Origin of the sequence: Methanobrevibacter sp., assembly GCF_045646205.1 — an archaeon.
In the GTDB taxonomy this organism is placed as follows: Archaea; Methanobacteriota; Methanobacteria; order Methanobacteriales; family Methanobacteriaceae; genus Methanocatella.
The window spans coordinates 22,310-47,770 of the sequence record NZ_JAZRKF010000059.1; the positions used below are offsets into that span (position 1 = coordinate 22,310).

The 25,461-nt window shown below is 34.6% G+C and carries 26 protein-coding genes and 1 tRNA gene; 15 read left to right on the forward strand and 12 right to left on the reverse strand.

Annotation, left to right across the window (positions count from 1 at the left end; genetic code table 11):
- Positions 1–51 precede the first annotated feature (51 nt).
- Complete coding sequence (locus tag ACKI44_RS09810) at positions 52–231, reverse strand: MarR family transcriptional regulator (protein WP_407423902.1); 180 nt, start codon at positions 229–231, stop codon at positions 52–54.
- Between the two features lie 129 nt (positions 232–360).
- On the opposite strand from ACKI44_RS09810, the gene ACKI44_RS09815 reads away from it, so the two are divergent.
- A complete protein-coding gene (locus ACKI44_RS09815) occupies positions 361–1,032 on the forward strand; it encodes a PolC-type DNA polymerase III (RefSeq protein WP_407423904.1) in 672 nt (223 codons plus the stop codon).
- 31 nt (positions 1,033–1,063) lie between these two features.
- Here the strand turns inward: ACKI44_RS09815 and ACKI44_RS09820 are convergent, their stop codons facing one another.
- Positions 1,064–3,259, reverse strand: a complete 2,196-nt coding sequence (locus ACKI44_RS09820; protein ID WP_407423906.1) for a CDC48 family AAA ATPase — start codon at positions 3,257–3,259, stop codon at positions 1,064–1,066.
- Between the two features lie 452 nt (positions 3,260–3,711).
- Complete coding sequence (locus ACKI44_RS09825; RefSeq protein WP_407423908.1) at positions 3,712–5,004, reverse strand: prephenate dehydrogenase; 1,293 nt, start codon at positions 5,002–5,004, stop codon at positions 3,712–3,714.
- A 44-nt stretch (positions 5,005–5,048) separates the two neighbouring features.
- On the opposite strand from ACKI44_RS09825, the gene ACKI44_RS09830 reads away from it, so the two are divergent.
- The 3 genes from ACKI44_RS09830 (at position 5,049) to ACKI44_RS09840 (ending at position 8,182) form a co-directional block, all read left to right on the forward strand.
- Positions 5,049–6,110, forward strand: a complete 1,062-nt coding sequence (locus ACKI44_RS09830; protein WP_407423910.1) for an mRNA surveillance protein pelota — start codon at positions 5,049–5,051, stop codon at positions 6,108–6,110.
- A gap of 66 nt (positions 6,111–6,176) precedes the next feature.
- Positions 6,177–7,130 (forward strand): cell wall biosynthesis protein, encoded by a 954-nt coding sequence (locus tag ACKI44_RS09835; protein WP_407423913.1) that lies wholly within the window; start codon positions 6,177–6,179, stop codon positions 7,128–7,130.
- A complete protein-coding gene (locus ACKI44_RS09840; RefSeq protein WP_407423915.1) occupies positions 7,130–8,182 on the forward strand; it encodes a glycosyltransferase in 1,053 nt (350 codons plus the stop codon). The genes ACKI44_RS09835 and ACKI44_RS09840 overlap by 1 nt, the downstream gene beginning before the upstream one ends.
- A gap of 2 nt (positions 8,183–8,184) precedes the next feature.
- Here the strand turns inward: ACKI44_RS09840 and ACKI44_RS09845 are convergent, their stop codons facing one another.
- Positions 8,185–9,480, reverse strand: coding sequence for an FAD-dependent oxidoreductase (locus ACKI44_RS09845; RefSeq protein ID WP_407423917.1), 1,296 nt, complete (start codon positions 9,478–9,480; stop codon positions 8,185–8,187).
- An 82-nt stretch (positions 9,481–9,562) separates the two neighbouring features.
- Between ACKI44_RS09845 and ACKI44_RS09850 the strand changes: the two genes are divergently transcribed.
- Positions 9,563–9,841: a HypC/HybG/HupF family hydrogenase formation chaperone gene (locus ACKI44_RS09850; RefSeq protein WP_407423919.1), complete on the forward strand. Its 279-nt coding sequence runs from the start codon at positions 9,563–9,565 to the stop codon at positions 9,839–9,841.
- Here ACKI44_RS09850 and ACKI44_RS09855 read toward each other — a convergent pair.
- The 7 genes from ACKI44_RS09855 to ACKI44_RS09885 all read right to left on the reverse strand — a co-directional run bounded on the left by ACKI44_RS09855 (position 9,835) and on the right by ACKI44_RS09885 (position 14,226).
- Positions 9,835–10,338 carry an amino acid-binding protein gene (locus ACKI44_RS09855; protein WP_407423921.1) on the reverse strand — a complete coding sequence of 168 codons (504 nt, stop codon included), beginning with the start codon at positions 10,336–10,338 and terminating at the stop codon, positions 9,835–9,837. The genes ACKI44_RS09850 and ACKI44_RS09855 overlap by 7 nt on opposite strands.
- 147 nt (positions 10,339–10,485) lie before the next feature.
- A tRNA-Ile gene (locus ACKI44_RS09860) sits at positions 10,486–10,560 on the reverse strand.
- Between the two features lie 125 nt (positions 10,561–10,685).
- Positions 10,686–10,970 (reverse strand): iron-sulfur cluster assembly protein, encoded by a 285-nt coding sequence (locus tag ACKI44_RS09865; protein WP_407423923.1) that lies wholly within the window; start codon positions 10,968–10,970, stop codon positions 10,686–10,688.
- Between the two features lie 97 nt (positions 10,971–11,067).
- Positions 11,068–11,976, reverse strand: coding sequence for a DUF5591 domain-containing protein (locus ACKI44_RS09870; RefSeq protein ID WP_407424028.1), 909 nt, complete (start codon positions 11,974–11,976; stop codon positions 11,068–11,070).
- 6 nt (positions 11,977–11,982) lie between these two features.
- Positions 11,983–12,465, reverse strand: a complete 483-nt coding sequence (locus tag ACKI44_RS09875) for a TIGR00295 family protein (RefSeq protein WP_407424030.1) — start codon at positions 12,463–12,465, stop codon at positions 11,983–11,985.
- Positions 12,466–12,474: 9 nt separating this feature from the next.
- Entirely contained in the window at positions 12,475–13,317 is an 843-nt protein-coding gene (locus ACKI44_RS09880; RefSeq protein WP_407423925.1) for a hypothetical protein, read from the reverse strand.
- Between the two features lie 54 nt (positions 13,318–13,371).
- The gene (locus ACKI44_RS09885; protein WP_407423927.1) at positions 13,372–14,226 is read right to left on the reverse strand and encodes a coenzyme F420-0:L-glutamate ligase; all 855 of its coding nucleotides are present in this window, start codon (positions 14,224–14,226) and stop codon (positions 13,372–13,374) included.
- A gap of 46 nt (positions 14,227–14,272) precedes the next feature.
- Here ACKI44_RS09885 and ACKI44_RS09890 point away from each other — a divergent pair, with 46 nt between their 5' ends.
- The 10 genes from ACKI44_RS09890 (at position 14,273) to thiI (ending at position 23,878) form a co-directional block, all read left to right on the forward strand.
- Positions 14,273–14,836: a pyruvate kinase alpha/beta domain-containing protein gene (locus ACKI44_RS09890; protein WP_407423929.1), complete on the forward strand. Its 564-nt coding sequence runs from the start codon at positions 14,273–14,275 to the stop codon at positions 14,834–14,836.
- Positions 14,837–14,940: 104 nt separating this feature from the next.
- Positions 14,941–16,077 carry a cell division protein FtsZ gene (gene ftsZ, locus ACKI44_RS09895; protein ID WP_407423931.1) on the forward strand — a complete coding sequence of 379 codons (1,137 nt, stop codon included), beginning with the start codon at positions 14,941–14,943 and terminating at the stop codon, positions 16,075–16,077.
- A gap of 123 nt (positions 16,078–16,200) precedes the next feature.
- A complete protein-coding gene (locus ACKI44_RS09900) occupies positions 16,201–16,380 on the forward strand; it encodes a protein translocase SEC61 complex subunit gamma (protein ID WP_407423933.1) in 180 nt (59 codons plus the stop codon).
- 237 nt (positions 16,381–16,617) lie between these two features.
- The gene (locus ACKI44_RS09905; protein ID WP_296798221.1) at positions 16,618–17,085 is read left to right on the forward strand and encodes a transcription elongation factor Spt5; all 468 of its coding nucleotides are present in this window, start codon (positions 16,618–16,620) and stop codon (positions 17,083–17,085) included.
- Positions 17,085–17,567, forward strand: a complete 483-nt coding sequence (locus tag ACKI44_RS09910) for a 50S ribosomal protein L11 (RefSeq protein WP_407423936.1) — start codon at positions 17,085–17,087, stop codon at positions 17,565–17,567. The genes ACKI44_RS09905 and ACKI44_RS09910 overlap by 1 nt, the downstream gene beginning before the upstream one ends.
- Positions 17,568–17,744: 177 nt before the next feature.
- Positions 17,745–18,383: a 50S ribosomal protein L1 gene (locus ACKI44_RS09915; RefSeq protein WP_303735764.1), complete on the forward strand. Its 639-nt coding sequence runs from the start codon at positions 17,745–17,747 to the stop codon at positions 18,381–18,383.
- Complete coding sequence (locus ACKI44_RS09920) at positions 18,383–19,399, forward strand: 50S ribosomal protein L10 (RefSeq protein WP_303735763.1); 1,017 nt, start codon at positions 18,383–18,385, stop codon at positions 19,397–19,399. Before ACKI44_RS09915 ends, ACKI44_RS09920 begins: the two co-directional genes overlap by 1 nt.
- Positions 19,400–19,462: 63 nt before the next feature.
- Positions 19,463–19,771: a 50S ribosomal protein P1 gene (gene rpl12p, locus ACKI44_RS09925; RefSeq protein WP_303735762.1), complete on the forward strand. Its 309-nt coding sequence runs from the start codon at positions 19,463–19,465 to the stop codon at positions 19,769–19,771.
- A gap of 250 nt (positions 19,772–20,021) precedes the next feature.
- On the forward strand, positions 20,022–22,721 hold the full coding sequence (gene alaS, locus ACKI44_RS09930) for an alanine--tRNA ligase (protein ID WP_407423939.1): 2,700 nt from the start codon (positions 20,022–20,024) through the stop codon (positions 22,719–22,721).
- 11 nt (positions 22,722–22,732) lie between these two features.
- The gene (gene thiI, locus ACKI44_RS09935) at positions 22,733–23,878 is read left to right on the forward strand and encodes a tRNA uracil 4-sulfurtransferase ThiI (protein ID WP_407423941.1); all 1,146 of its coding nucleotides are present in this window, start codon (positions 22,733–22,735) and stop codon (positions 23,876–23,878) included.
- A gap of 5 nt (positions 23,879–23,883) precedes the next feature.
- Here the strand turns inward: thiI and ACKI44_RS09940 are convergent, their stop codons facing one another.
- Positions 23,884–25,368 carry a DUF2142 domain-containing protein gene (locus tag ACKI44_RS09940; protein WP_407423943.1) on the reverse strand — a complete coding sequence of 495 codons (1,485 nt, stop codon included), beginning with the start codon at positions 25,366–25,368 and terminating at the stop codon, positions 23,884–23,886.
- Positions 25,369–25,461: the final 93 nt, after the last annotated feature.

The window sequence follows — 25,461 nt, forward strand, 5'->3', positions numbered from 1 at the left end:
ATAATATGTGAAATTTCAGCATATATTTCCTGAAACTCCACTAGTTCTTAATTATTCGTTCAATGTCCAGTAACATCTTTTAGGAGAAACAATGGTTTCATCCTTTTTCAATTCTTTCATGATTTTGTCTACTTCTTTTTTCTCAACACCGGAAAGTTCGCTGACTTTTTTAGCGTTCAAAGGTTCTTCAGAGTTTTTGAATGCTTCAATAACTTTTTCTTTGTCATCCATAATATCACCTAATATTAATAATATTTTTAGCAGTTATTTTTAATTAATTTTTAGTTTTCATTTTTCTAAAATATCTAATCAGAAAATATTATTTAGCTATTGGCCATAAAATATTATTAATTAATGATAATGTGGGGAATTCAAATTAAAATAATATTTTTTGATACAGAAACTACGGGTTTGGATTTTAGGAACTGTAAGATTATAGAACTTGCAATGGTTACTGTAGAAAATGGGGAAATTATGGAAGAGTATGATGAATTTATTAATATTCATGAGCCGATTCCACCAGGAATTACTCAAATTACAAGCATTACCAATGACATGATTAAAAATGATGGTATTGAAGAGGAAAGTGTTGCTCAAGATTTAAAGGAGAGATTAACTCCAAATACATTGATGATTGCACACAATGCGCAGTTTGATTTGTCCTTTATTTATTATCTTTTAAAAAGAAATTTTCCCGCAGAAGCGGATAATATAGTTTCAAGTTTAAATTGGATTGATACATATACGGTTCTTAAAGACAGAAAGAAGTATCCTCATAAGTTAATCGATGCTGTTCATCATTATGATGTGGAAGAAGTTCATTTCCACAGGGCAATTGATGATACAAAGGCATTATATGAAGTTACTAAAGCATTAAAAAGAGAACGTAATGATCTGGTTGAATATGTTAATGTATTCGGTTATAATCCTAAATATGGTGTCAGCGGTTTGACATTTCCATTCATAGAATATAAAGCCCAATACTATAGCAATTCCATGAAACCTGATGATGATATTCTACCTAGAAAATAAGAGGAGGGTTGTAAGGAAGTGGGGTGCTTCCTTACATATATTGGACTAACTGTTCATCTGCGTTGTTTGCAGGTTTTACTTTTTCTATAGCTTCTTTGAAATATTTATTTGGAATTTCTGAAGATTCCATATCATTTCTTAGTGTGAGCATTGCTGCTTCACGACATACGGCTTCGATATCAGCACCGACATAACCGTCAGTTGCTTTTGCTAATTTTTTGAGATTAACGTCACTTGCTAATGGCATGTCTTTTGTGTGGACTTCAAAGATTGCAAGTCTTGCTTCTTCGGATGGAGTATCGACTTTTATGTGTCTGTCGAATCTTCCAGGCCTCATTAAACCAGGATCAATGATGTCTGGTCTGTTTGTTGCTGCAATGATTGCTACATCTTCAAGTTCTTCAAGACCGTCCATTTCAGTTAATAATTGATTTACGACTCTTTTTGTCACACCACTATCTCCATCGTTTCCACTTCTTGTACTTGCAATGGAATCGATTTCATCGAAAAAGATTACTGTCGGAGCGGTTTGTTTAGCTTTTCTGAATACTTCCCTAACTCCTTTTTCGGATTCTCCAACCCATTTGGATAAAAGTTCCGGACCTTTAATTGAAATGAAGTTTGCTTCACTTTCATGGGCTACTGCTTTTGCAAGTAATGTTTTTCCTGTTCCAGGAATTCCGTATAATATTACTCCTTTTGGAGGTTTTATTCCTAATCTCTGGAAGTTGTCAGGATATTTTAAAGGCCATTCTATAGCTTCTTTTAATTCCTGTTTGGCATCATCAAGTCCTCCGACATCGTCCCATTTCACATCTGGAACCTGCACTAATACTTCTCTGAGTGCTGAAGGTTGAATTTCTTTTAATGCGGATTTGAAGTCGTCTTTTGTTACAATGATTTTTTTAAGGACTTCTTCCGGAATTTCTTCATCATCATTTCTGATTTCAGGAAGTATCCTTCTGACTACTCTCATAGCCGCTTCTTTACATAATGATTCTAAATCTGCTCCTACAAATCCGTGGGTTGTATTTGCTAGTTTATTTAAGTCAACGTCTTCTTCAATAGGCATGTTTCTTGTGTGAATTTCTAGAATTTCACGTCTTTCATCAGCATCAGGAACGCCGATTTCTATTTCACGGTCAAACCTTCCAGGTCTTCTGAGAGCAGGATCTAAGGAGTCAGGTCTGTTTGTTGCACCGATAACTACGACCTGGCCTCTTGATTTAAGGCCATCCATTAATGTTAATAATTGAGCAACAGTTCTTCTTTCAGCTTCTCCATTAGTTTCTTCTCTTTTTGGAGCTATTGCATCTAATTCATCAATGAATATAATTGATGGGGAGTTTGCTTCAGCCTCTTCGAAGTATTCCCTTAGGTTTTCTTCAGATCCTCCGACATATTTGCTCATGATTTCAGGTCCGTTAATCAGGATGAAATGAGCATCACTTTCGCTGGCCACTGCTTTAGCCAGTAATGTTTTACCTGTTCCTGGCGGACCGTGCATTAACACTCCTTTTGGAGGAGCTATTCCTAATTTTTCAAATAATTCCGGTCTTTTAAGAGGAATTTCAATCATTTCTCTTACTTTTTTAACTTCTTCTTTAAGACCGCCGATATCTTCATAGCTTACATCAACGAGGTTGGTTACTCCTTCGAGTTTGCTTACGTCAACTGGGGATTCGTGAAGTTCGACTTCTGTGTTCTGTCCGACAACAGTGATTCCTCCAGGTTGGGTTGATAATACTGCGAATCTGATTTCTCTCATTGCTGGGGTAAAGTCCATTAATTCATCAAATAGGCTGTTGAATCCGGTATTTGGTCTTGGAGCTCTGATTTGAGATCCGATAATGTCACCTTTCATCATTACTTTACCTTGGAATAAACTGCGTACATCTCCCTGTACACGGATATTATCTTCAGTTGGTGCTAAAACCACTTTTTTAGCTTCAACGGCTTTTGCTTTTTTGATTGTTACTTCACCTCCGATTGTAGCACCGGAGTTTTTACGGACTAATCCGTCAATCCTTATAACTCCAAGGCCGATGTCGGTTTGTGAAGGAAGTACGATTGCTGCGGTTTTTTTAGAACCGTTGATTTCAATAATGTCTCTTTCGTTTAATCCTAATTCACTCATTACATTAGGATCAATTCTTGCAATACCTTGACCAATTTCCCTTTGAGAAAGGGCTTCTGCAACTTTTAAAGTTTTTTCATTTTGAGTCATAGATATCATCTCCATAAGTTTGATTAGTATGATAAGAAATTTAGCTACTTTTTCTGTAGCTTTGTCATTTTAACTTTGACAAATATAGTGTGTAAGTTTTACTATATAAACGTTTCGGTTAAAAAAATTTTTTTATAAGAATTTTTAAAGCTTTAATTTTCATATAATTATTTATATATTAGTATTTTTATATTTTAAATTATTTTATTTTTTATTAATTTAAATTATTTATTTTTCTTATGTTATATTTAATTTTAAAATTTAATTACTTTTTATTACTTTAATATTTGTTTGTTTAAAAACGAACATTTTTTTTCACTTGAAGTATAACTCTCAAATAGTATTTTTCGAAAATTTTTCCTCTTTCAACAATGGGGTGTTTTTGCATAATGTATTGTCTGATGGTGACGGATATCTTGTGGAGTTTATGGTGTGGTGAAGCAAAAAGGTAACTATCTTAAAACTCCACCGAATCCTGTTAAAATGTTTTTAACGCCGTTGATGGATTCTTTTGAAAGTGCTGTTATTTCAAACGTTAAGCTTTTAAAGCCTTCCTCAATTTGTGGGCCGTCGTAAATGTCGGTTAATGCCACTTTAATTACATTGTCTACTTTTTCCAGGGTTTCGACAATAATGTTTGGAGTTACGTTTTCTCTGAAAATGCAGCTGATGGACTGTTTTTTCCATTTGATGTTGTCCAGTTTCCACTGATACAGCTCTTCATCGCTTAAAACATCAATATTAGCTATTCTAAGTTTAGTTCCATTATCCAGAATTGCAGTTTTCCCGTCTACTTTTTCTAAAACTCCAATGTGGACTTTTCCTGAGTAAATATGTTTTAGAGCAATTTCCTTACCGATTGATTCGTTAAGCAGACTATATTCATGACTCAATGCACTTATTGCCTTATCACTCATACCCAAAGCATTTTGAATATCACCCATATTTTTTGTAGCGTTTATAGCTATTTCAACGAATTTTTTATCATCATTATTGTCAATGGCCTTTCTAAGTTCTTCTGCAGCTTCACTGAAGGCTTTCCTGATTTTCGGACCATTGTTGTTCATTGTTTGGATATAATAGGTTAAGTATGGATTTTGTGATACAATACGTGCAATCATATCAATCATCAGATTATAAATTGGACTTTCATAATCTTCGGTTTCATTAATGTCGACTTTTAACTTTTCCATAGCCGAAGCTGTTGAAATAAATGAAAAGTGGGTTAAAACCTGGACTATACTCATCATATAATCGTGATGCTGAGCAGTAGTTTCGATTATCCTCATGTTTTTGCTTTCAAGATAATCATATACTTTTTTATACCATTTGCCTTTTTTAGGGGCCGTTAGAACAATCACCTGATTATCCAGTTCCGTTGTTCTCGGACCGAATACTGGGTGGGTTGGAATGTATTCCACGTTGTCCGGAAGGCATTCTTCCATTGTCTTTAGGGGCTCTTCCTTAACGGATGTAACGTCAATCATAACGGAGTCCTTTCTCATGAACGGAGCGACCTCACGGATAACGGATGGGGTGTTATTAATAGGCACGGATATTATCAGCATGTCACTGGAACTGGCTAATTCTTTATTGGATTCAATATAATTAACATTCAATTCCTCTGCAACTTTTTGACCTTTTTTATGGTCTCTTGCAGTTATTGTCACGTCAAATTCATCTCTAAAGTAATATACCAGGGTTTTTCCTAAACCGTCAGTTCCGCCTATTATTCCAATTTTCATATTAATAACTTTAATAAACATTACATATAAAAATAATTAGTACAATGAAAATACTTAAACAAAATACAAAAGATGGAATTATTGAAGTTATTCCGGAAACATTGGATGATTTATGGCACTTGTCACATATTGTGGAAGTTACAGACAACGTTTCATCAAAGACTACCCGTCGTATTCAGGATAATACTGGAGATAAATTAAGAAGTGACAGGGGTGTAAAAAAGACATTTTACTTAGGCATTGATGTTGAAGGCATTAATTTCCATTTATTTACTGGAAAATTAAGATTAACCGGAGTTATTACAAGAGGTCCTGAAGATTTAATTCCTTTGGGCTCACATCATACTTTGGAGGTAAAATTAAACACTCCATTAACTATAAAAAAATTGAAATGGCCAAAATGGGCATTAAAAAGATTGAAACAGGCAATTGATGCTTCCAAAAAATTGTCCGCCATCATTGTAGTCATTGAAGACGATACTGCAACGATGGGTTTGATGAGACAATTCGGAATTGAATATTATGGTCCCGTTAAGGGAAACATTTCTGGAAAACGCATTTTGGACAAAAACAGAAATAAAAATATCATTAAATTCTATGAAAGCATAATAGATTCAATCAATAAGTTCGATTCAATTCAAAATATTATAATTGCAGGCCCGGGATTTTATAAAAATGACTTCTATGATTATCTAAAAGACAAGCATAAAGATCTGGCTAAAAAATCCATTATAGAAAGTACCGGAACCGGTGGAAGAGTAGGAATCCACGAAGTTTTAAAGAAAGGTACCGTTGAAAAGCTTACTGTTGAAAATAGGGTGGCCAGTGAAATGGTTGCCGTTAATGACCTTTTAGAACAGATTGCTCAAAATTCATCTAAAGTGGCATACGGTTTAAGAGAAACAACTCATGCCATTAACCTTGGAGCTGTTGAAAAACTGCTGATATTGGATAAGATGGTTGCAACCAATAATTTGGGTCAGCAGATGGACATGGTTGAAAACATGAAAGGTGAAGTAATGGTTATCAGCTGTGAACATGATGGAGGCAAGCAACTGGAAAGTTTGGGCGGTATTGCTGCCATTTTAAGATATAGCTTATCATAGATTATATATAGGATTATTATTATAACTTATAAGTGATAAATATTTAAGTGAGTTAGTATTATGTACATGTCGATGGTTATTGCATTTATTTTTGTTTTTATTGTTTGTGCATTAGGAACAACATTTGTAGATGCTTTATTTAGATTTCTGGGTAAAAGAGGATATTTGGGTAACTTATATCCTAATGTGAGGGGCGGAATCCCTCGTGGAGTTGGAATTATTCCTTTTATAATTTTATCTTTTTATTTATTGCCTGGATATAATGATTTAGTTTTAATCATCGGTATTTTTGCTTTTATAGATGATATTTTCGGTAGAAGAAAATTCAGTTTTATGAATATTGAAATCGGCCAATTCTCACGTGGTGTTGGAATGATTTTGGTCATGCTCGTTGGTTTTATTCATGGATATGGTTTTTCATCAATCATTATCGCATTTTTAATCCAGCCGTTAAACATTTCAGACATGCAGCCAGGATCCTGTGCGATGGTTACAATGGTAATGTCAATAATTACTGTAATCTTCATGGCGATTGTGGGATCTGCTCCAATCAATGAGCTTCCGGCAACATACACTCCATTACTTCTCTTTGTAGTATGTCTTGCTTATTGCCCGCTTGACTTTGCCGGTAAAATAATGCTGGGTGAAGTTGGTAATCATACATTTGCTGTAACATTGGGTATTGCATTTTATATGGTCGGAGGATTCTGGTGGACCGTTTTACTCACAATATTTACAGTATGCTTTACTGCATTCGTTAGAAGAAGCACCCTTAAAGTATTCTTCAGACAACGCTTAAGACTTCTTGATCCTACATTCGGGGATTATGTTATGGATGTTTTAACTGGAGGGGGATTAGGAGATTTAGTCCGCAAATGGGTTCTTAGAGACAAACAGTATGAAGTTAACAACGAAATTTTAATTTCTTTAGGTTTCAGAAGACTTTTATTCAATCCTTATGCTATTCATACGGAGGCTATTATTCCAAAAGAGCCCCAATCCCTTAGGAGGAATCCTTAGTGAAAGCATTGGTTATTATCACTGGAAGAGGATTGGGTGGAGATGCTGTCGTTGGATATAATGTAATCACGGCTCTTGAAAAAAAGGGTGTTCAATGTGAAATCGCACTTGACGAATCCGCTCCGGGTGTTCTCTTTAAAAAGAAAGGACTGACATGGCATAAAATTTCAATCCCTCAGGCGGGAGGTCACGCCGCAACTAAGGCGTCTTCCATTAAAGCCGCTTTTAAAATGTTTACTGCAACATTCAAGGCAAGAAGTTTAATTAAAAAATTAGGTGTTGATTTTGTTGTAGGTATTATTGGCGGAGGATCTATTGTGGCCAGTGTCGGTGCTAAATTGGCCAGAAAACCTTGCGCTACATTATGCTGTACTCCTTTGGACATGAAAGTCTGTCCGAAATTAAACCATTCCATAATTTTACCTGAATACTATTTATTCAGAGAAAATAACTTGCCGGATAACTTATCCAAAACATTTTATCCTTTGGATGATGATGTGGATTCCGGTGACGGTGCAATTGCTTTGGAAAAACTTAAGGAAATACCCTTGTTTGATGAAAACAAAAAGACTATTTTATTTTCTTCAGGTTCATCTCTTTTTAAAGGCATGATTGAAGCGGCAAATAATTTCGCTGACTTCACTGATGAGTATAATGTTCTTTTAATAGGTTATCCCATGCATGATGAATATATGGATATGATTAATGAGGATAAGGTTATTTATTTGGGTTTTCTCGACTGGTTAAATCATCTTTATAATTATATTGATTTGGCTGTCCTTACTGATGACGGAGTCATGATTGAAGAGGTTCTGGCCTGTAAGGTTCCTATTGTAACCATAACGAAAATCAAATGGGGAAGATATCACAATATTGCAGGTATCTTTGAAGGAGCTATTTTGGAATCAGAAATGGAAGATGCTAACGAATGTATTTTAACTGCTTTTGAAAATTATGAAGCAATAAAGGACAGTGCAGACAGGTACGCTGAAGAACTGTTGGATGCAAAACCTAGTTTGGCACAAAAAATAATAGATGTTTGTGGTAAATAGAGTTATAACCACAAATTCTTAATAATTTTATAATTCGTATCGGTAGACGGATGTATTTCTAGGAAATTTGAATATTCATCCAGCGGTGAGTCGATTCTCATAAGATAGGATAAATATGCAACATCGCTTACTGATGACGGTGATATTGAGTTGATTTTTTTGATTTTATTGTTTTCTTTATCAAATTCTATTTTTGCATAACCTGTATCTCCGGTAAGTATTTTCCAGAATGCACCCGGTCCGGCAATTGCAGGCAGGGAAATAGTTTCAGTTTCCACATCTCCGATTTTTTCATTTTCAACAAAACTGAATTCGGTATTCAGACTTATGCTTTGAGGAACTGACTCGTAGCTTACTTTATTCAGGTAGTTTGCCATATTTCTTGCAGCACAAATGCCCTCCATTCTTGCTACTGGTGTCAGTTGCCAACCTCCGGTAACATCGCCTGCAGCATATACATTATCTCTTGAAGTCTGCATAAATTCATTAACTTTAATGGTATTGTCGGGATTCAAATCAACAAAGCCCTGTGCAATTTCGGAGTTTGGAACTCTTCCCGTTGCAAAAAATGGAACTCCTTCCAGTTCATCGCCGTTTGACAATACAACTTTATTTTTTCCGCATTCACTAATGCCTGTATGTTCCATTACATTAACGTCACTGATGAGATGTTTTAAAATATAATTTTTTGCATCAATGTCGATTTCTTTTAGAAATTCACTTCTTACAATGACATTGACTTTGCTTCCTAAAGTGGAGTATATGTTAGCTATTTCACAGGCAATAATGCCTCCTCCAATTATATTTAATTTGTCCGGAACATCATCCAGTTTTAAAATATCCTTGTTGGTCAATCCGTATTCGCTTCCCTTTACATCAGGAATTTGCGGTCTTGCACCGGTTGCTATCAGTAGATTGTCGTATTCCAGACTTTCGCCGTTAACTTCAACGACATCTTCATTAATTTTGGCTTCCCCATAAATGACATTGTTTCCAACACTTTCATTTTCCATCTGATTCAGTTTTCTAAGCATTTCCTGTGTTTCTTTAATTTTGGAAACGATTTTATCATAACTGACATCAATCTGACTTTTAATAAATCCGTACTCATTAAAGCGTCTGTTGGAATCAATAAATTTTGAGATATCGGTCAATGCACAAACAACCATGCACCCCTCATTAAGGCAAGTGCCGGCTATGTGCTTTTTTTCAATTAAAGTAACATCTTCACCAAGTTTTCCCAGCTCGTAAGAAGCTAATCTTCCCGCAGGCCCGGATCCTATTACGATATTTTTCACTTCATCACCTTTTAGATAATTTTATTAATAATTAATAATATATTTTAAGTATTAATTAATTTAATTATTGGAGATGAAAAATATGTGTATTGCAGCACCGGCACAAATTGTTAAAATTGATAGGGAAGAGAATGTGTTATATGCTGACTTTGGTGGAGCAAGACAGGCTGCTAAAATGGATTTGCTTCCGGATGTTGAAATCGGTGAGTATGTTTTAATCCATGCTGGTTATGCTATTGAAAAATTATCTGAAGAAGCTGCTAAAGAGTCTTTAGAAGCTTGGGAAGAATTATTGGATATTCTTGAAGAAGAAGATAAGGAAATTGAAAAGGCAAAAATGGAAGCAAATGCAAATCAATAGATTGAAACTCTATTGACACCTTTTATTTTTAAAAACTCATTTAACAAATCGCCATTTATAGGACTGTCCGTTATTACTGTAAGGATAGGATATTCCTGCATTTCACTGTCTTCTGCATAAGCCTGTCTTATGTTAATTCCATTTTTTGAAATTAAATCTGTTGTTGCAGCAAGAACTCCTTCGTTATCTGATCCGACAGCTATTTCGATTACGCCCAAATCTATTATTTTTGCTACATTTTTAAGTAGTGTTCCGGCAGGGATAATGTTTTTGAATAAATCAAATAGTTGGGAATCTTCCCGTATAATTTCAATCGTAGATTTTATTGCTCTTCTGTCGACATCTGCTGCTGTAGCTAATGATTTATCGCTTATTTTTAAATTTCCACAGTAAACTTTTCCGTCTTCATGAACGGAAAGACCTAATTCTATCATTTTTTCAGCAACCCTCATTCTTGCAGGGTATTTTTTAAATTTTTCTTCGATTATTTCCCACATTTTTATCCCTTATTACACTTTTTTGTACATTTAAGATATATTATGTAGAACTTGCTATTTAAATGATTTGAAAAAAATGTCAGCTTAAAAAATTTTAGATAAAATTATCAGGTAAAAACAGTTATCGAAAAAAACAGTCTAGAAAAGTAGGCTAGATGGGATTCGAACCCACGACCTCCCGGTTATCAGCCGAGCGCGCTAACCATGCTGTGCCACTAGCCTATGTAACAACAAATATATTTTTGGTAATGGTATATATATAAATCTTTTGGTTTTTTGGACTTTTTTGTAAAAAATCAGATATTTTCAAGTTAATTAATTATAACTAACTTGAAAGAAAAATAAATCTATCTGTTAATCATTTCGTTAATTGATTCTGCCATTACATGGCCTTCAACAATAATTTCTGCGTTAGAAATACCTTCAACTTTTTCAGCTTGAACTTTAGCATCTGCAGCAATACGAGTAACACTCATACAACCAGGGTTTGTTGGTTGAATAACGATTTTTGCTTGATCACCATCTACACTAATATCTTTTACAAGTCCCATTTCAACAATACTGATTCCCATGTGTGGGTCATTAATGACGGAAACAGCATCTCTAATTGAATTAACTAATTCTTCTGACATTTAATAGTCACCTCTCTAAAAATTTATTAGTAATCTATATAACAACTAATATATCTTATGTTGATATGTTAATATATTTAAATTTTTGTTTTGAAAATTATTTCACGCGATGTTTTATTTTAACGCCGATACCGTTTGAACATTGCTCCATCTCACGACCGGTTAAAACAGCCTTTCCGACACCTACAACCTCATAGTCTTTTACGACAACAACTTCGTCGTTTGGAACAATATTGTGGCTTGCCTTATTGATTCCTGGAGCAAAAACAGTATTTGTTTCCAGATTAAAATCAATGTTTACAATGTTAATATCCAAATCTTTCAGGATTTCTCCTCCGGCCAGATTCAGTCGGTAAAGACCATAATCCATATTCAGCATCGCAATCTGGGTACCATCAACAGTTATTTTCTTGTGATATCTTCCTTTTGCTTTTACATTGTCGGGAATAAAATCACGGGCTTTTGGACCGAACTGGTAAACGGCAATTGATCTGAGTTCATTTAAAACCTTGTCTCTTCTGTTGATTTTATTGTGATTTTTAAGTTCCATCCTTAATTTGTAAATGGAATCCGGTGAAGTAGGTTTTCCATCAACACAGGTCAGTGTAAAATCGTCTAAATATGCTTCACATGATTCAAGATATCCTCCGTGAAGATGGGCAATGACATTTTTGCCTTCACAATATTTTTTAATCAGCTGTCCGGTTTCTCTGATTTCGTCCTGAGACCATGAACCGGTAGTACTAACATCATAAGACTGAATAGGAAAAGTATTTTCCAGTTCTCTTGGACAAATTCCAAATGGGGAAGTTACGATAAGCTCCTGAAATGAACGGGTAACTTTTCTGAATGTCTGATGGGATTTGGAATTGGAATAAGGTTTTTTCATACTGCATGGAAGCAAAACAACGCTGTCACCAACAGGTTTCATTAATTCCATTCTCTGTCTCCATCTTACGGCTTCTGGCCGATATAAAGATTCTTCACTTGAACATATTACTTTCATCATTAATCATCCTTGCATTAATTCTTCATCAAGTTTAATCAAACGTTTTATATTGTCATCAGGGTATTCCATCCTTGATTTCCATTTTTTTATTACAAAATCAACATCAACTTCCTCTGTTCCGCTGATTAGATTGTCTGCATGTGCAACGATTTTTTCTTCTAAAGTTTCAGGAACGTAGGATTTTTCAAAAAGGTCCAGGTATTTGGATTCCTCTTTGGTAATGCCGGCACCGATATGCCTTTCAATAATATTTAAAACATCTTCGCCATAGCCGTATTCTCTGGCTATTTCAACGCCTACAACAGCATGTCTGATGCCGTGGGTTTTGGACCTGCCTATGTCATGCAGCAATGCACCTTTCCGGATAAGCTCCAAATCTGCTTCGGGGAAATTTTGAGCTATTTTTGATGCTTTTTTACATACTGCTATAGAGTGATCTATAACGTTTTGTGGTGTTTTTTCCTTTTTAAGAATTTCAATTTCCATCATATCAATTTATTCTTTAATTGAAGCTTCAAATTTCTTGAAATTCCTTTTATCTTTATTTATTTCTTTTTGTAGTGATGTTTTTTCTGCTTCAGCATCATAAGGCTCTAACTCATAATCACATACAGGACAGTAGAATTCATATTCTGAGGATTCGGTATAATCTCCTTTGAAGTGTTCCGGTTCCATACAGCATATGAAATATAAGTTATTTTCAAGGTCTTCAAGTATTGATTCTCTTTCATTTAACCTTTCTGTGTAAAACTCGGTAATTTTTTCAATGTATTCTTCTTTTTCAAATCTCCATGTATATGTGAACCATTGAGTTTCAGGGTCTTTATTTCTTTTGTAATTAGCAATTGAAGCATCGTGTAGCTTGTAAAGCAGTTTTCTGACAGTATTTAATTTAATGTCGGTCTGATCGTGTATTGCTTCATCGGTTTCAATGCCGTCTATTAATGCTATAATGATGTATTTGATATATTCTAAATCGTTACTGTCCACTTTTTCTTCTAAAAAGTCAGTTGTAATTGGATTGTTGATTATTTCATTTTGCGGGCTAAATTCTTCGATTTGCTGATTCATTGTTTCTTCATCGAATTTCCACAAAATTTCTGTTTTCGTTTCAGGGTCTTCTTTTTCTTCGCACTCAGTAATTGAAACTTCTCGAAGTTTATTTAATAGTTTATTGATGGTTTCTTCGGTTATATCTTTTTGGTTAACTTTTTTACATAATTCCTCTTCACTTGCAACACCGGATTCTAATTTTCTTAAAATTTTTTTGGCATTGTCTGAATTATCTGGCCCTACAACTTTCTTTAAAAAATTGTTAGTAATTTTATTATTTTTCATTTAATAACCCCTAAAACAATAATATATAAATTATGTTTTTTCTATTATAAAAAGTTAGTTAATTTTTCTTATGATAACAGCAGGGGTATGTGTGATGCTGTCAAGAGCCTCAATAGTCACTCCAGTTTCTGAAGTTCCAAGAACCTTTTTTACACTATGGATGGTTTTCATTTCTGTGGATAATGATTTCTGATAATCTTCGGCGATGTTTGCAATTTTTAAGGCTTTCTCAACTTCCATCTTTTCGCTGCAGCCCAGCGGTGTTGAACCCATATTTTCACTCAATTGGCCTTTTACATATCCAAAAAATCCTTTGTCGGCTTCAATTCCATCAATAGCTATTGGAAGACCTGTAAAGTATTTTCCGTTTTTCATATATGTGGCATCGGTATCTATAATCATCACACAGACTTCTTTCCCGATTTCTGATTTGATGTCGCATGCTACCTTTTCGGGATTTTCCGGAAGAAGGGAAACGCAGGTTCCGGGAGCATTACTTAGATCAATTCCCGCTTCTGAAGCCGGTTTGAGTGCATGTTTCAGGCCGTACAATTGCAGAACAACTTCTTTATGGGCTTCAGTTTCTTTTGGAAGTCTTCTTAAATTTTTAATTGTTCTTTTCTTGATTTTTAAGAGGGGTCCTAAAATGTAGCCCCATAAATATTTGCTCCATACGGTCGTTAGGAATTTTGCCGTAAGTGATGGTGCGTATTCGGCTTCATCAACCAGTCTGCCCTGTGAAACTGAAACAGGTGTTTCTGCAATAACCAAATAATCTCCGTCCTCCATAAGTTCACGGGCAGGTTTTATTATTGAGTTTAAATCCTCATTTGGTTTTATATATCCTGTTTCTATCGGGATTACCATATAATCCCCGTTAATCACATGCTTTATATTTTCATCAGTCATATTAAAATAATATATTATATCATATTATATTTAAAGGTGAGATTAGATGAAAATTACATACTTTGAAAAAGAAGGTGAAGACTACACCGATGAATTAGTCGCTGCTGTAAAAGAAAGATTAGATGCCTCAGATGATATTGATACTATCGTTATTGCTTCTGCAACCGGAAAATCTGCATTAAAATTGTATGATGCAATAGATGGTGATGCCGAAATTATTAATGTAACTCATCATGCAGGATTTAAGGAAGAAAACGCATTGGAAATCAGTGATGAAATGATTGATGATCTTGAGGAAAAGGGAATAACCACACTTGTTGGATGTCATGCTTTCAGCGGTGCAAATCGTGGAGTAACCAATAAATATGGCGGATTTGCTCCTTTGGATATTGTTTCAGATACACTTCGTATGATTTCTCATGGTGTAAAAGTGGCCTGTGAAATATCAATAATGGCTGCAGATGCAGGATTGATTAATGTAGGTGAAGAAATCATAGCTATAGGTGGCAGAGGCTCTGGTGTTGACACTGCAGTTATATTAACTCCGGCTAATGCCAAAGATTTATTCAATATGAAAATACATGAAATTATAGCGATGCCGAGAGATTAATTTCTATTTTCATAGAAATTTTTTAATAGATAGTTGCATTTAAATATTAGTTTAAACAGAAATATTTAACAATTATTTTTAAGTAGAGTATGTGGGGTTAATTCGTGAAATTTATAGATGATGCAATCAAAGAATCCGAAGAAAGAATGGAAAAAGTAGATTCCAAAAAAACTATTACGTCCGATATTGATGAAGATCTCATCGGATTTATCCAAAAAACTAATATTTTCGTTGTTGGTGCAGGTGGTGCAGGAAACAACACTATTTCAAGATTATCCGAAATCGGTATTGAAGGTGCTGAAACAATCACTGTAAATACTGATGCACAAGATTTATACTACAGTAAGTCTGATAAAAAAATCCTTTTAGGAAGAAAAACTTCTGGGGGATTAGGTGCCGGTGGAGATCCAAGTATTGGTGAGGAATGTGCTGAAGAAACCGAAGATGAAATCAGAGAATCACTTGAAGGCGCAGATATGGTATTTGTTACCTGCGGTCTTGGTGGAGGAACCGGTACTGGTTCAGCACCAATCGTCGCTAAAATCGCTAAAAAATTAGGTGCTTTAACTGTAGCTGTTGTTACTATGCCATTTTCAGCTGAAGGTATTAGAAGAAGAAATAATGCTGATGACGGTTTAGAAAAACTTAAAGAAGCAGCGGATACCGTAATTATTATCCCTAATGATAAATTACTGGAAGTTGCTCCAAACTTACCGTTAACTAAAGCATTCCTAGTTTCTGATGAAATTTTAGGAAGAGCTGTTAAAGGTATCACTGAGTTAATTACTAAACCAGGTATTGTAAGTTTAGACTTCGCTGATATTAAGAGTATCATGGAAGGCTCCGGTATGGCAATGATTGGTATGGGTGAATCTGACTCTGGAGACAGAGCATTAGAATCCGTACATGAAGCATTAAGCAGTCCTTTACTTGATATTGATATTTCCAATGCTACTGGAGCATTAATTAACATATCCAGTGGTGAAGATTTAACATTACATGAATCTGAAAAAATCGTGCAAGTTGTTGCTGATAAATTAGACCCTGAAGCTAATATTATTTGGGGTGCTCAACTTGATCCTTCATTACAAAGTACTGTCAGAACAACTATTGTTGTGTCAGGTATTGAAAATGGTGATGGGGATTCCAGCATTGATTTTGAAGATGATAATGAGGAATCTGCTGGCGAAGCTCAAAGTACCAATGATCAATTAGATGATTTTATTGATGGAATTTTCTAAATCCATCCTAAAATTTTTATATTTTTTTGGGTTTTATAGAAAACTTTATTAAGCAATATAATTATAAATTAATATATTATTATTTTATTGTAATTTACTAAATTTTTTATTTTGGGTATTTAAATGAATGTACAAGAACGTTTGGATAAATTTGTTAAAGATAGTAAAAGAGTATTAAAAGTATCAAGAAAACCTGATAGGGCTGAATACTTCGAATTTGCTAAAATTACTGCATTAGGTATTTTAGTTATCGGTGTTATTGGTTTTGTTATAGTTATTGTTGGTCAATTAATTGGCTTATAAAACTATTCTTTAATTTTTTTATTTTTGATCCCAATTTAATTATAATGAAATTTTAATTTTTATTTTCAAAATCTCGTTTTTTTGAAAACTATATATACTATAATTTATAGATATATTCATATTATAGAAATCTATTTTGCAAGATTATTTTTATCTTGTTACATTGTTTTTATAATAACTTTTAACTTAATATATGATTTTATTAACAATAAGAATATTGAAATAGGTGAATTTTTCATGGAAGATACTAATAGTTCCATATATGCTCTTAAAACCTCTGTAGGTCAGGAAAGAAATGTTGCTAGACTTTTAGCACGTAAAGCTAAAATGCCTGGTGTAGGTATTTTATCAATTCTTGTACCTGAATCTTTAAAAGGGTATATCTTAGTTGAATCTGAAACAAAAATAGATTTAAGAAATCCTAACTTGAAAGTACAGCACTTAAGAGGTGTTGTCGAAGGAAAAGGCGGTATTACCTTTGAAGAAGCTAAAAGATTCTTGAAACCAGAACCTATTATTTCCTCAATTCAAAAAGGAAGTATTGTTGAACTTATTTCTGGTCCATTTAAAGGTGAAAGAGCTAAAGTGGTTCGTATTGATGAATCACGTGAAGAAGTTGTTCTTGAGTTAATAGAAGCAGCAGTACCAATTCCGGTTACTGTTAAAGCTGATCAAATAAGAATAATTCAAAAGGAGGCTGACTGATGGCTAAAGATACAGTCGAAGTTCTTATCGAAGGTGGAAGCGCTACTCCTGGACCTCCATTAGGCCCAGCTTTAGGACCTTTCGGTATTAACATGATGCAAGTAGTTGATGAAATTAACAGTAAAACTGCTGACTTTGCAGGAATGAAAGTACCTGTTAAAGTTATCATTGACAGAGATACTAAAGATTTCGAAATTGAAATCGGTACTCCACCAACTACAGCGTTAATCATGCAAGAATTAGGCATCGAAAAAGCTTCTCACGAACCAGGTTTAGACATTGTCAATGACTTACCAATCGAGACTGCTTTAAAAATCGCAAGAATGAAATTCGATTCATTACTTTCAAACGATTACAAAGCAGCTACCAAAGAAGTCATGGGAACCTGTGTAAGTATGGGATTATCTGTAGATGGTAAAGACCCAAGAGAAGCACAAAAAGACGTAGATGCTGGAAAATATGATGATATCTTAGTAGAATAGATATCAGTTAATAAAATTTAAGTTAATATGTAACAGTGTATATGATGTTATAATTTACGGATTATAATTGATATACTGTTTTTTAATTCATGCAATCGTGGAGAATTTTTTCTTATAATCGATTCTCATGAAACCAAAAATAAACCAGTGAACAGAAAATGTTCATGGGGGACGAATATGACACAAGATATAGTTAATGCGGTGAAGGAGGCTAAAGAACAATCTAAGCCGAGAAACTTCACTGAGTCCGTAGATATTATTATTAATATCCGTGACTTAGATGTCAAAAGGCCAGAAAATAGGTTTAATGAGGAAGTTACTCTTCCTAACGGCCGTGGCAAAGATGTAAAAATCGGAGTCATAGCTGATGGGGAACTCATTGTTCAAGCTAAAGATGCAGGCCTCGATCTTGTAATCAATAAAAACGATTTAGAAGAGTTAGGAAAAGACAGAAAAGCTGCTAAAAAAGCTGCAAACACTGTTGATTTCTTTATAGCTCAAGCTGATATGATGCCACTCGTTGGTAGGTTCTTAGGTCCAATTCTTGGTCCTCGTAACAAAATGCCAAAACCAGTGCCAGCAAGTATCAAACTAGCTCCTCTTTTAGAAAGATTACAAAGTACTGTCAAAGTTGGTGTCAAACAACAACCGATCATCCAAATTGTTGTTGGAAGCCAAGACATGTCCGAGGAAGATATAGCTGAAAATGTGGAAACTGTTCTTACAGTCTTAGACCGCAATTTAGAAAAAGGAAGAAGTCAAATAAAATCCATGTTTATTAAAACAACTATGGGTCCAAGTGTGAGGGTGATCTAATGGCTCATGTTGCTGAATGGAAAAAAGAAGAAGTTTTAGAGCTCAAAGGTATCATAGACAAATATGATGTTGTTGGTATTGTCGACTTATTAAACATTCCAGCAAAACAGCTCCAAGAAATGAGAAAAAATCTCAAAGGTAAAGCTGTTATTAGAATGTCTAAGAAAAACCTTATTGATTTAGCTCTCGAAGATTGTAATGCTAGTAAAAACAACATTGTTGATTTATCTGGACATATGGATGGTCAAGTTGCAATTATTGCTACTGAAATGAACCCATTCAAATTGTACAAAATATTAGAAGACAGCAAAACCCAAGCTCCTGCTAAACCAGGAACTATTGCTCCTGATGATATTGTTGTACCTGCTGGGGACACCGGTTTTGAACCAGGTCCATTTTTAGGTGAATTACAACAAGTTGGAATTCCTGCAAAAATCGATAAAGGTAAAATCGTTGTACAAAAAGATACTGTTGTTGTCGAAGCAGGCGAAGAAGTATCTAAAAGTGTAGCAGCTACTTTATCCAGAATGGATATCAATCCAATGGAAGTAGGAATTGATTTAAAAGCAGTATATGAGGATGAAGCAGTTTATACTACTGATGTACTCGCAATCGACGAAGAACAAACATTAGCAGATGTTCAAAGCGCATTCGCTCAAGCATTTAATTTATCTGTTAATGCAGCTATACCTACTGATGAAACTATTTCCACAATTATTACTCTCGCTTACACTAGAGCAATTAATGTTGGTGTAGATGCAGCAATATTAACTTCTGAAACTTCAGAACCAATTATCGGATTAGCTCAAGCTAAAATGTTAGCTATTGCTTCAGCAGTTGCTGATAAAGCTGGTGCAATCGATGATGAATTAGCTGAAAAACTTTCAAACGTTGCTGTAGCAGCAGCTCCAGCTGAAGAAGAAGTTGCAGAAGAAGAGGAAGTAGAAGAAGAGGAAGAAGAGGAAGAAGCATCCGAAGAAACAGCAGCAGCTGGTTTAGGAGCTCTCTTTGGATAAAATTAAATTTAAAATTTTTTAATTTGTATAAACATATTATTTAAACAAACTAATGGTGATAACATGGAATATATATATGCGGCAATGATTTTGCACAGTGCAGAAAAAGATATTAACGAAGAAAATGTTAAAAGTATTATTGAAGCAGCAGGAATCGATGCTGATGATGCTAGAATTAAAGCTTTAATCGCAGCTTTAGAAGATGTTGACATCGACGAAGCTATGGAAACTACCGCTATGGCAGCAGCAGCACCTGCAGCAGCAGCTCCAGCAGCAGCTGAAGCAGCTGAAGAGGAAGAAGAAGAGGAAGAAGAGGAAGAAGAAGCATCTGAAGAAGAAGCAGCAGCTGGTTTAGGTGCTTTATTCGGATAGATTTTTTAAATCTATCACCTTATTTTCTTTTTTTTTTAAAAATTTAGTTGATATAACTTTTTTTAGTTGAATTTCTGTTTTTTTATAATTTTTTTAACAATTTTTTCTTTTAATGATTTTTCATCATATTTGGATTAATCTTTTTATTTGTATAATTAAGTATCTCAATTCAAAATTTCTAAAAAACCCACTATTTTTTAAAATTATTTAACATATAAAAAACATATATTTTACTAATAAATCTTTAAAAATGATTATTATGGTAGAAATTTTTGATGAACTTGGTTATAAAAAACAAACATGTAAAACTTGCGGACAGGAGTTTTACTCCCAGGTTGACAGAGACACTTGTGGGGACGCTCCGTGTGATGAGTATGAGTTTATTGCAAATCCTGCAACTGATAAGCCATACAATTTATATGAAATCCAAAAAGTTTTTAGAGAATTTTTAGAAAGTGAAGGGCACACCCATGTCCACAGATATCCTGTTCTTGCTAAAAGGTGGAGGGATGACGTATTTTTGGTTGGAGCATCCATATTCTGTTTCCAGCCTTGGATAACATCAGGTCTTGTCAAGCCTCCTGCAAATCCTATAGAAATGGCTCAGCCTTCAATCAGGCTCAACGATGTTGATAATGTAGGAAGAACCGGTCGTCACATGACCTGTTTTACAATGGGTACACACACAGTTATCAACAAGGAAGATGACTTCATTTATTGGGAAGATGAAACCATCAGGCTTTGTCATGAGTTCTTTGCCCATATCGGAATCAACACTGAAGAAATTACTTTCATCAAATCCTGGTGGAGCGGCGGAGGTAACGAAGGTCCTTGTTATGAGGTATGCTGCAGAGGAGTGGAGCTTGCAACATTGGTATTTATCCAATATGAAACCCTGGAAAACGGTGATAAAAAAGAAATCCCAATTAAAGTTGTCGATACAGGTTACGGTCTTGAAAGAATCGCATGGATTTCACAGGGTACTCCAACAGCTTATGATGCCTGTTTTGCACCTGTTGTAGATAAACTTAAGGAATTAACTGGTGTTGAGATTAATGAGGACATTCAGGGAAGAAACGCCCAAATTGCCGGAATGATGGATATTGAAGATATCGGTGACTTAAAAGAACTAAGACAGCAGGTAGCAGACAGCTTAAATCTTTCTTTAGAAGAATACTTAAAGGCTGCTGAACCTATGGAAGCGATTTACATTATTGCAGACCACACCAGATGTTTGGCATTCATGATTGCTGACGGCATCATTCCATCCAACGTGAAAGAAGGTTACTTGGCCAGATTGGTCTTAAGAAGAACCATCAGATTCATGAAAGATTTAAACATGAAGGAATCACTTGCTGATGTAATGGCAATACAATTGGATTTCCTGTCTAAATTCTATCCTGAAATTCGTGACTCAGAAGAGCATATCATGAATATCATTACCTTGGAAGAGGAAAGATATGCTGCAACAGTCAAAAAAGGTAAAAGCATTGTTAGAAGATCCATTAAAAGACTTAAAAAAGAAGGCAAAAATGAAATGCCTTTGGACATGTTAATAGATTTATACGACGCTCATGGAATTCCTCCGGAAACAGTTGTTGAAATGGCAGGAGATGATTTTACTGTTAATGTTCCTGATAATTTCTTTACGCAGGTTGCAGGAGCCCATGAAAAAGATACAACTGCTAAAAAAGATACATTCAAATTAGATTATCCTGAAACAGATTTACTGTTCTATAAAGATTTCTACCAAGAAGAATTTGAAGCTGAAGTTTTAGGATTGGTTGAAAAGGATGGCAAGCAATGTTTAATCTTTGATAAAACAACATTTTACCCTGAAGGAGGAGGTCAACCTTCTGACATTGGTAAAGTTTCCATTGATGGAAATGTCTTTAAAATACCTCATGCTGAAAAAATTAACAATGTGGTATTGCATTATGTAGATGGAGACATCTCAGATGAAGTTGTCGGTAAAAATGCCATTGGTAAAATTGACTGGCAGAGAAGAATAACTCTTGCACGCCACCATACAGGAACTCACCTGGTAATAGCGGCTGCAAGAAAAGTTTTGGGTCAGCACATCTGGCAGGCAGGTTCTCAAAATGCACTTACAAGAGCACGTATTGACTTATCTCATTATAAACGTATCACACAGGAAGAGTTAAACGAAATTGAAAAATTGGCTAATGAATATGTAATGGATAATATTGATTTGGACATTAAATTCCACACAAGAGATGAAGCGCAGGAATTATATGGATTCGTACTTTATCAGGGAGGTATCGTTCCGGGTAAAATGATTCGTGTAGTCAAAATCCCGGGAGTTGATGTACAGGCATGTGCAGGTACTCATGTTCCTAGAACCGGTGTTGTCGGTCCAATCAAAATCAACAAAACCGAAAGAGTTCAGGACGGTGTTGAAAGAATAGACTTTTCAGCAGGACTTGCAGCAATTGACTCAATGCAGCATGACGGTGAACTTTTAAGGGAAAGTTCTTCAATTTTCAAAGTTGAAAACGATCAGTTACCTAAAACATGTGACAGATTCTTCTCCGAGTGGAAAGCTCAGAAAAACCAAATCGACAAGTTAAAATCTGAAATCGCTTCACTTAAAATGAATTCTCTAGCTGATGATTATGTTGAAATCAAAGGCCTTAAAGTTGTCCATGAACTGATGGACAGTGACATTAAGGAGCTTCAAAAAATAGCTACTGACTTCACTGATAACGGAAAGGCTGATGTTGTTATAATGGGAAATAATGACGGTAAAATCGTCGGTGCAGCATCCCAAAAAGCTATTGACAGTGATGTTAAAATCAATGATATCATCAAGACTGCAGCTGGAGTTTTAGGTGGTGGTGGTGGAGGCCGTCTCACATTGGCACAGGGTGCTGGTAAAAACGCTGATAAAATGGAAGATGCTATTAAAACAGCTGTTGATTTAATTTAAAGGGTGATTAAATGAAATATGATTTAATCGTAGCAAGATATGGTGAAGTCGGATTAAAAAGCACAAAAGTAAGGTCCCGTTTTGAAAAGAAATTAGTCAAAAACATTAAGGCCGCTATTGACTGTGACGTTGACAGAAACCAGGGAAGAATATATATTTTCCCAAAAAACTTTGATGAAGCTTTAAATGACTTAAACAGGGTTTTCGGTATTGTATCCTATTCTCCAGCCATTTCAACATACAGTAATCATGAAGACATCGATAAAACATTGGGTGAGTATGTTGAAAATCTTGCCAGTGAAGGCATGATTGATGAGAATACCAAATTTGCAATCAAGTGCAGACGTGTTGGTACTCATGATTTCACTTCACAGGAAATGGCAGCATTCTGTGGTGGGGTTGTCAGAAAAAGAGTTCTTGCTCCGGTAGATTTGACTAATCCTGAATTGACTATATTTGTTGAAGTTCGCGGTGATGATACTTTTATTTATCATGAAAAGATTCCTGGTCCTGGGGGTTTGCCATTGGGAACTCAGGGAAAAGTGGTTTGTCTTGTATCTAGTGGAATAGATTCTCCTGTTGCTGCTTATCTGATGATGAAAAGGGGCTGTGAGGTGATTGCACTTTATTGTGATAATGAACCCTTCACTACTGAATTGGCACTTGAAAACTATAATAAAATAGTTGATCAGCTTCAGAAATATGCTGCGGGTGTTCCAATTAAAAAACGTGTTGTAAAATACGGTGAATACCTCCAAAAAGCAAAAGAAGATGCACCAGAAAAGATGACATGTGTATTGTGTAAATCAGGAATGTATCAGCTGGCAGAAAAGCTTGCAAATGAAATGGGGGCACTGGCTATTGTTGACGGAAGCAGTGTAGGTCAGGTTGCATCACAGACTTTAGACAATATTCTGGTGACCAGATATAACGTTAATATGCCAGTTTTATCTCCGTTAATCGGATTGGATAAAATTGAAATCACCAGAATCGCAGAAGAGATAGGAACATTTGAAATATCCAAAATCGATGATGGCGGATGCAGTGCAGTTCCAAGATATCCCGAAACTAAAGGGGATTTGGAAAGACTTAAAGATGCCTGTGAATCAATGAATCAGAAAGAAGCTATTGAAAAAGCTTTTAAAACAATTAAATAACTTTTTTAATAGAAATGAGTAATAGGCAGTAAAAATAAGCCTGTTAAACAGATTATTATAAATGTAAAGATATAAATTTCTTTACCTTCTATTTTTTTATATTTTGCACTGAATATTAAAGGCAGCAATGCAATTATCGGTAGGAAATATCTTAATTGAACACCTAAAATGCTTGTTGATCCGACAGGACTCCAGGTCAGATAAAATATTGCATATATACCAACATAAACAATTAGGAATATCAATGCCAATATTCCTCGTTCTTTTTTTTCTAATTCAATATCCAGTTTATAGAATAGTGAAAATCCTAAAAAGAACAGTATGTATAATACATTAATTAATTTAATTCCTTTATATCCTGTATAATGGAAGAAATTGGCTTTCAGTAAGAATAAATCCGGTATTGAAACTATCATGTCTTTAATTAGCGTTAATATTATTGGAGGATTTGATAGTATGTATCTGCTTTGGCCAACAAAGGATATGTTTGATACTGTTGTCGTGTTATGTGTCTGAACAGCGGTTGTTGTAAATAATGACGTAAATAAAGAGCTTACAGATAGTGCAGTCAATATAAATAGGACTATTATTGTAATTAAGCTATATTTTTTCAGTTGTTTATCTTCAAATGGGATAACAAGAACGAGTAAGCTAAGGATTATGTAAGGCTGTTTAATTAAACTGATTAAGAGCACTGATATGAAGAATATGGCTAGATTTTTCTTATCAACTTCTCCCAGATACATTTTAATGAAGTATGTTAAAATAATCAATGTAAAAGTCAGGATAAATGCGTCATAGCTTGGGGAAGATACCTGTGCTATACATATGGGCATTGTTGAAAAAACAAGCAGAGGCAATTTAAACTTGGGAATAATTTTAATCATAAAGTAGGCTACAACGCCGTAAAATATCAAATTGGCAATTCTTGATAAATATAATGCCCAAATTGCAGTTAAGTGCAGTAATTTGGCTATTAATATGCCTAATGCCGAAAACAGGTATGAATAAAACGGACTTGATGTTGTCCAGTCCCAATAGTCTTTATGGTCTGTTATCGGAGTATTGTAATTATTTCCTTCACTCAGTATTGTAACTCCATTGAACGATGACCTGAGATTAAAGAAATAATCTTCAATGTAAATTCCATTATCTGTAATTTCTGGATAAAATGATCCTTCTGTTATTAATTCTGCGCGAGAAAAGTGGGCTGATTCATCTATAAAACTCAAAGGTGGGGTCATAAATACCATTAACAGTCCAAAAATCAGAATCATTACCAATGCAACTTTATGCAGTTCCATTTCACGTTTATAAAAAACATATATTAAAACAAGCCCAATAACGCTTACTAATGTGATAAAAATTACTTCAGTTTGATAATTTGCGAAATTTTCTGGTGTAAACATTGCAAAAACAAATATTGCAACGAATGCAAGGAAAATAAGTCCACATTTTGAATAGTCATTAACGTAATTTTTCACATTCATATTAATAGATTTTTAATTTTTTATATAAATATTTTAATTAATGGCAATATTTATTTATCAAAATTTAGATATTAATTCTTAAAAAGGTGTTAT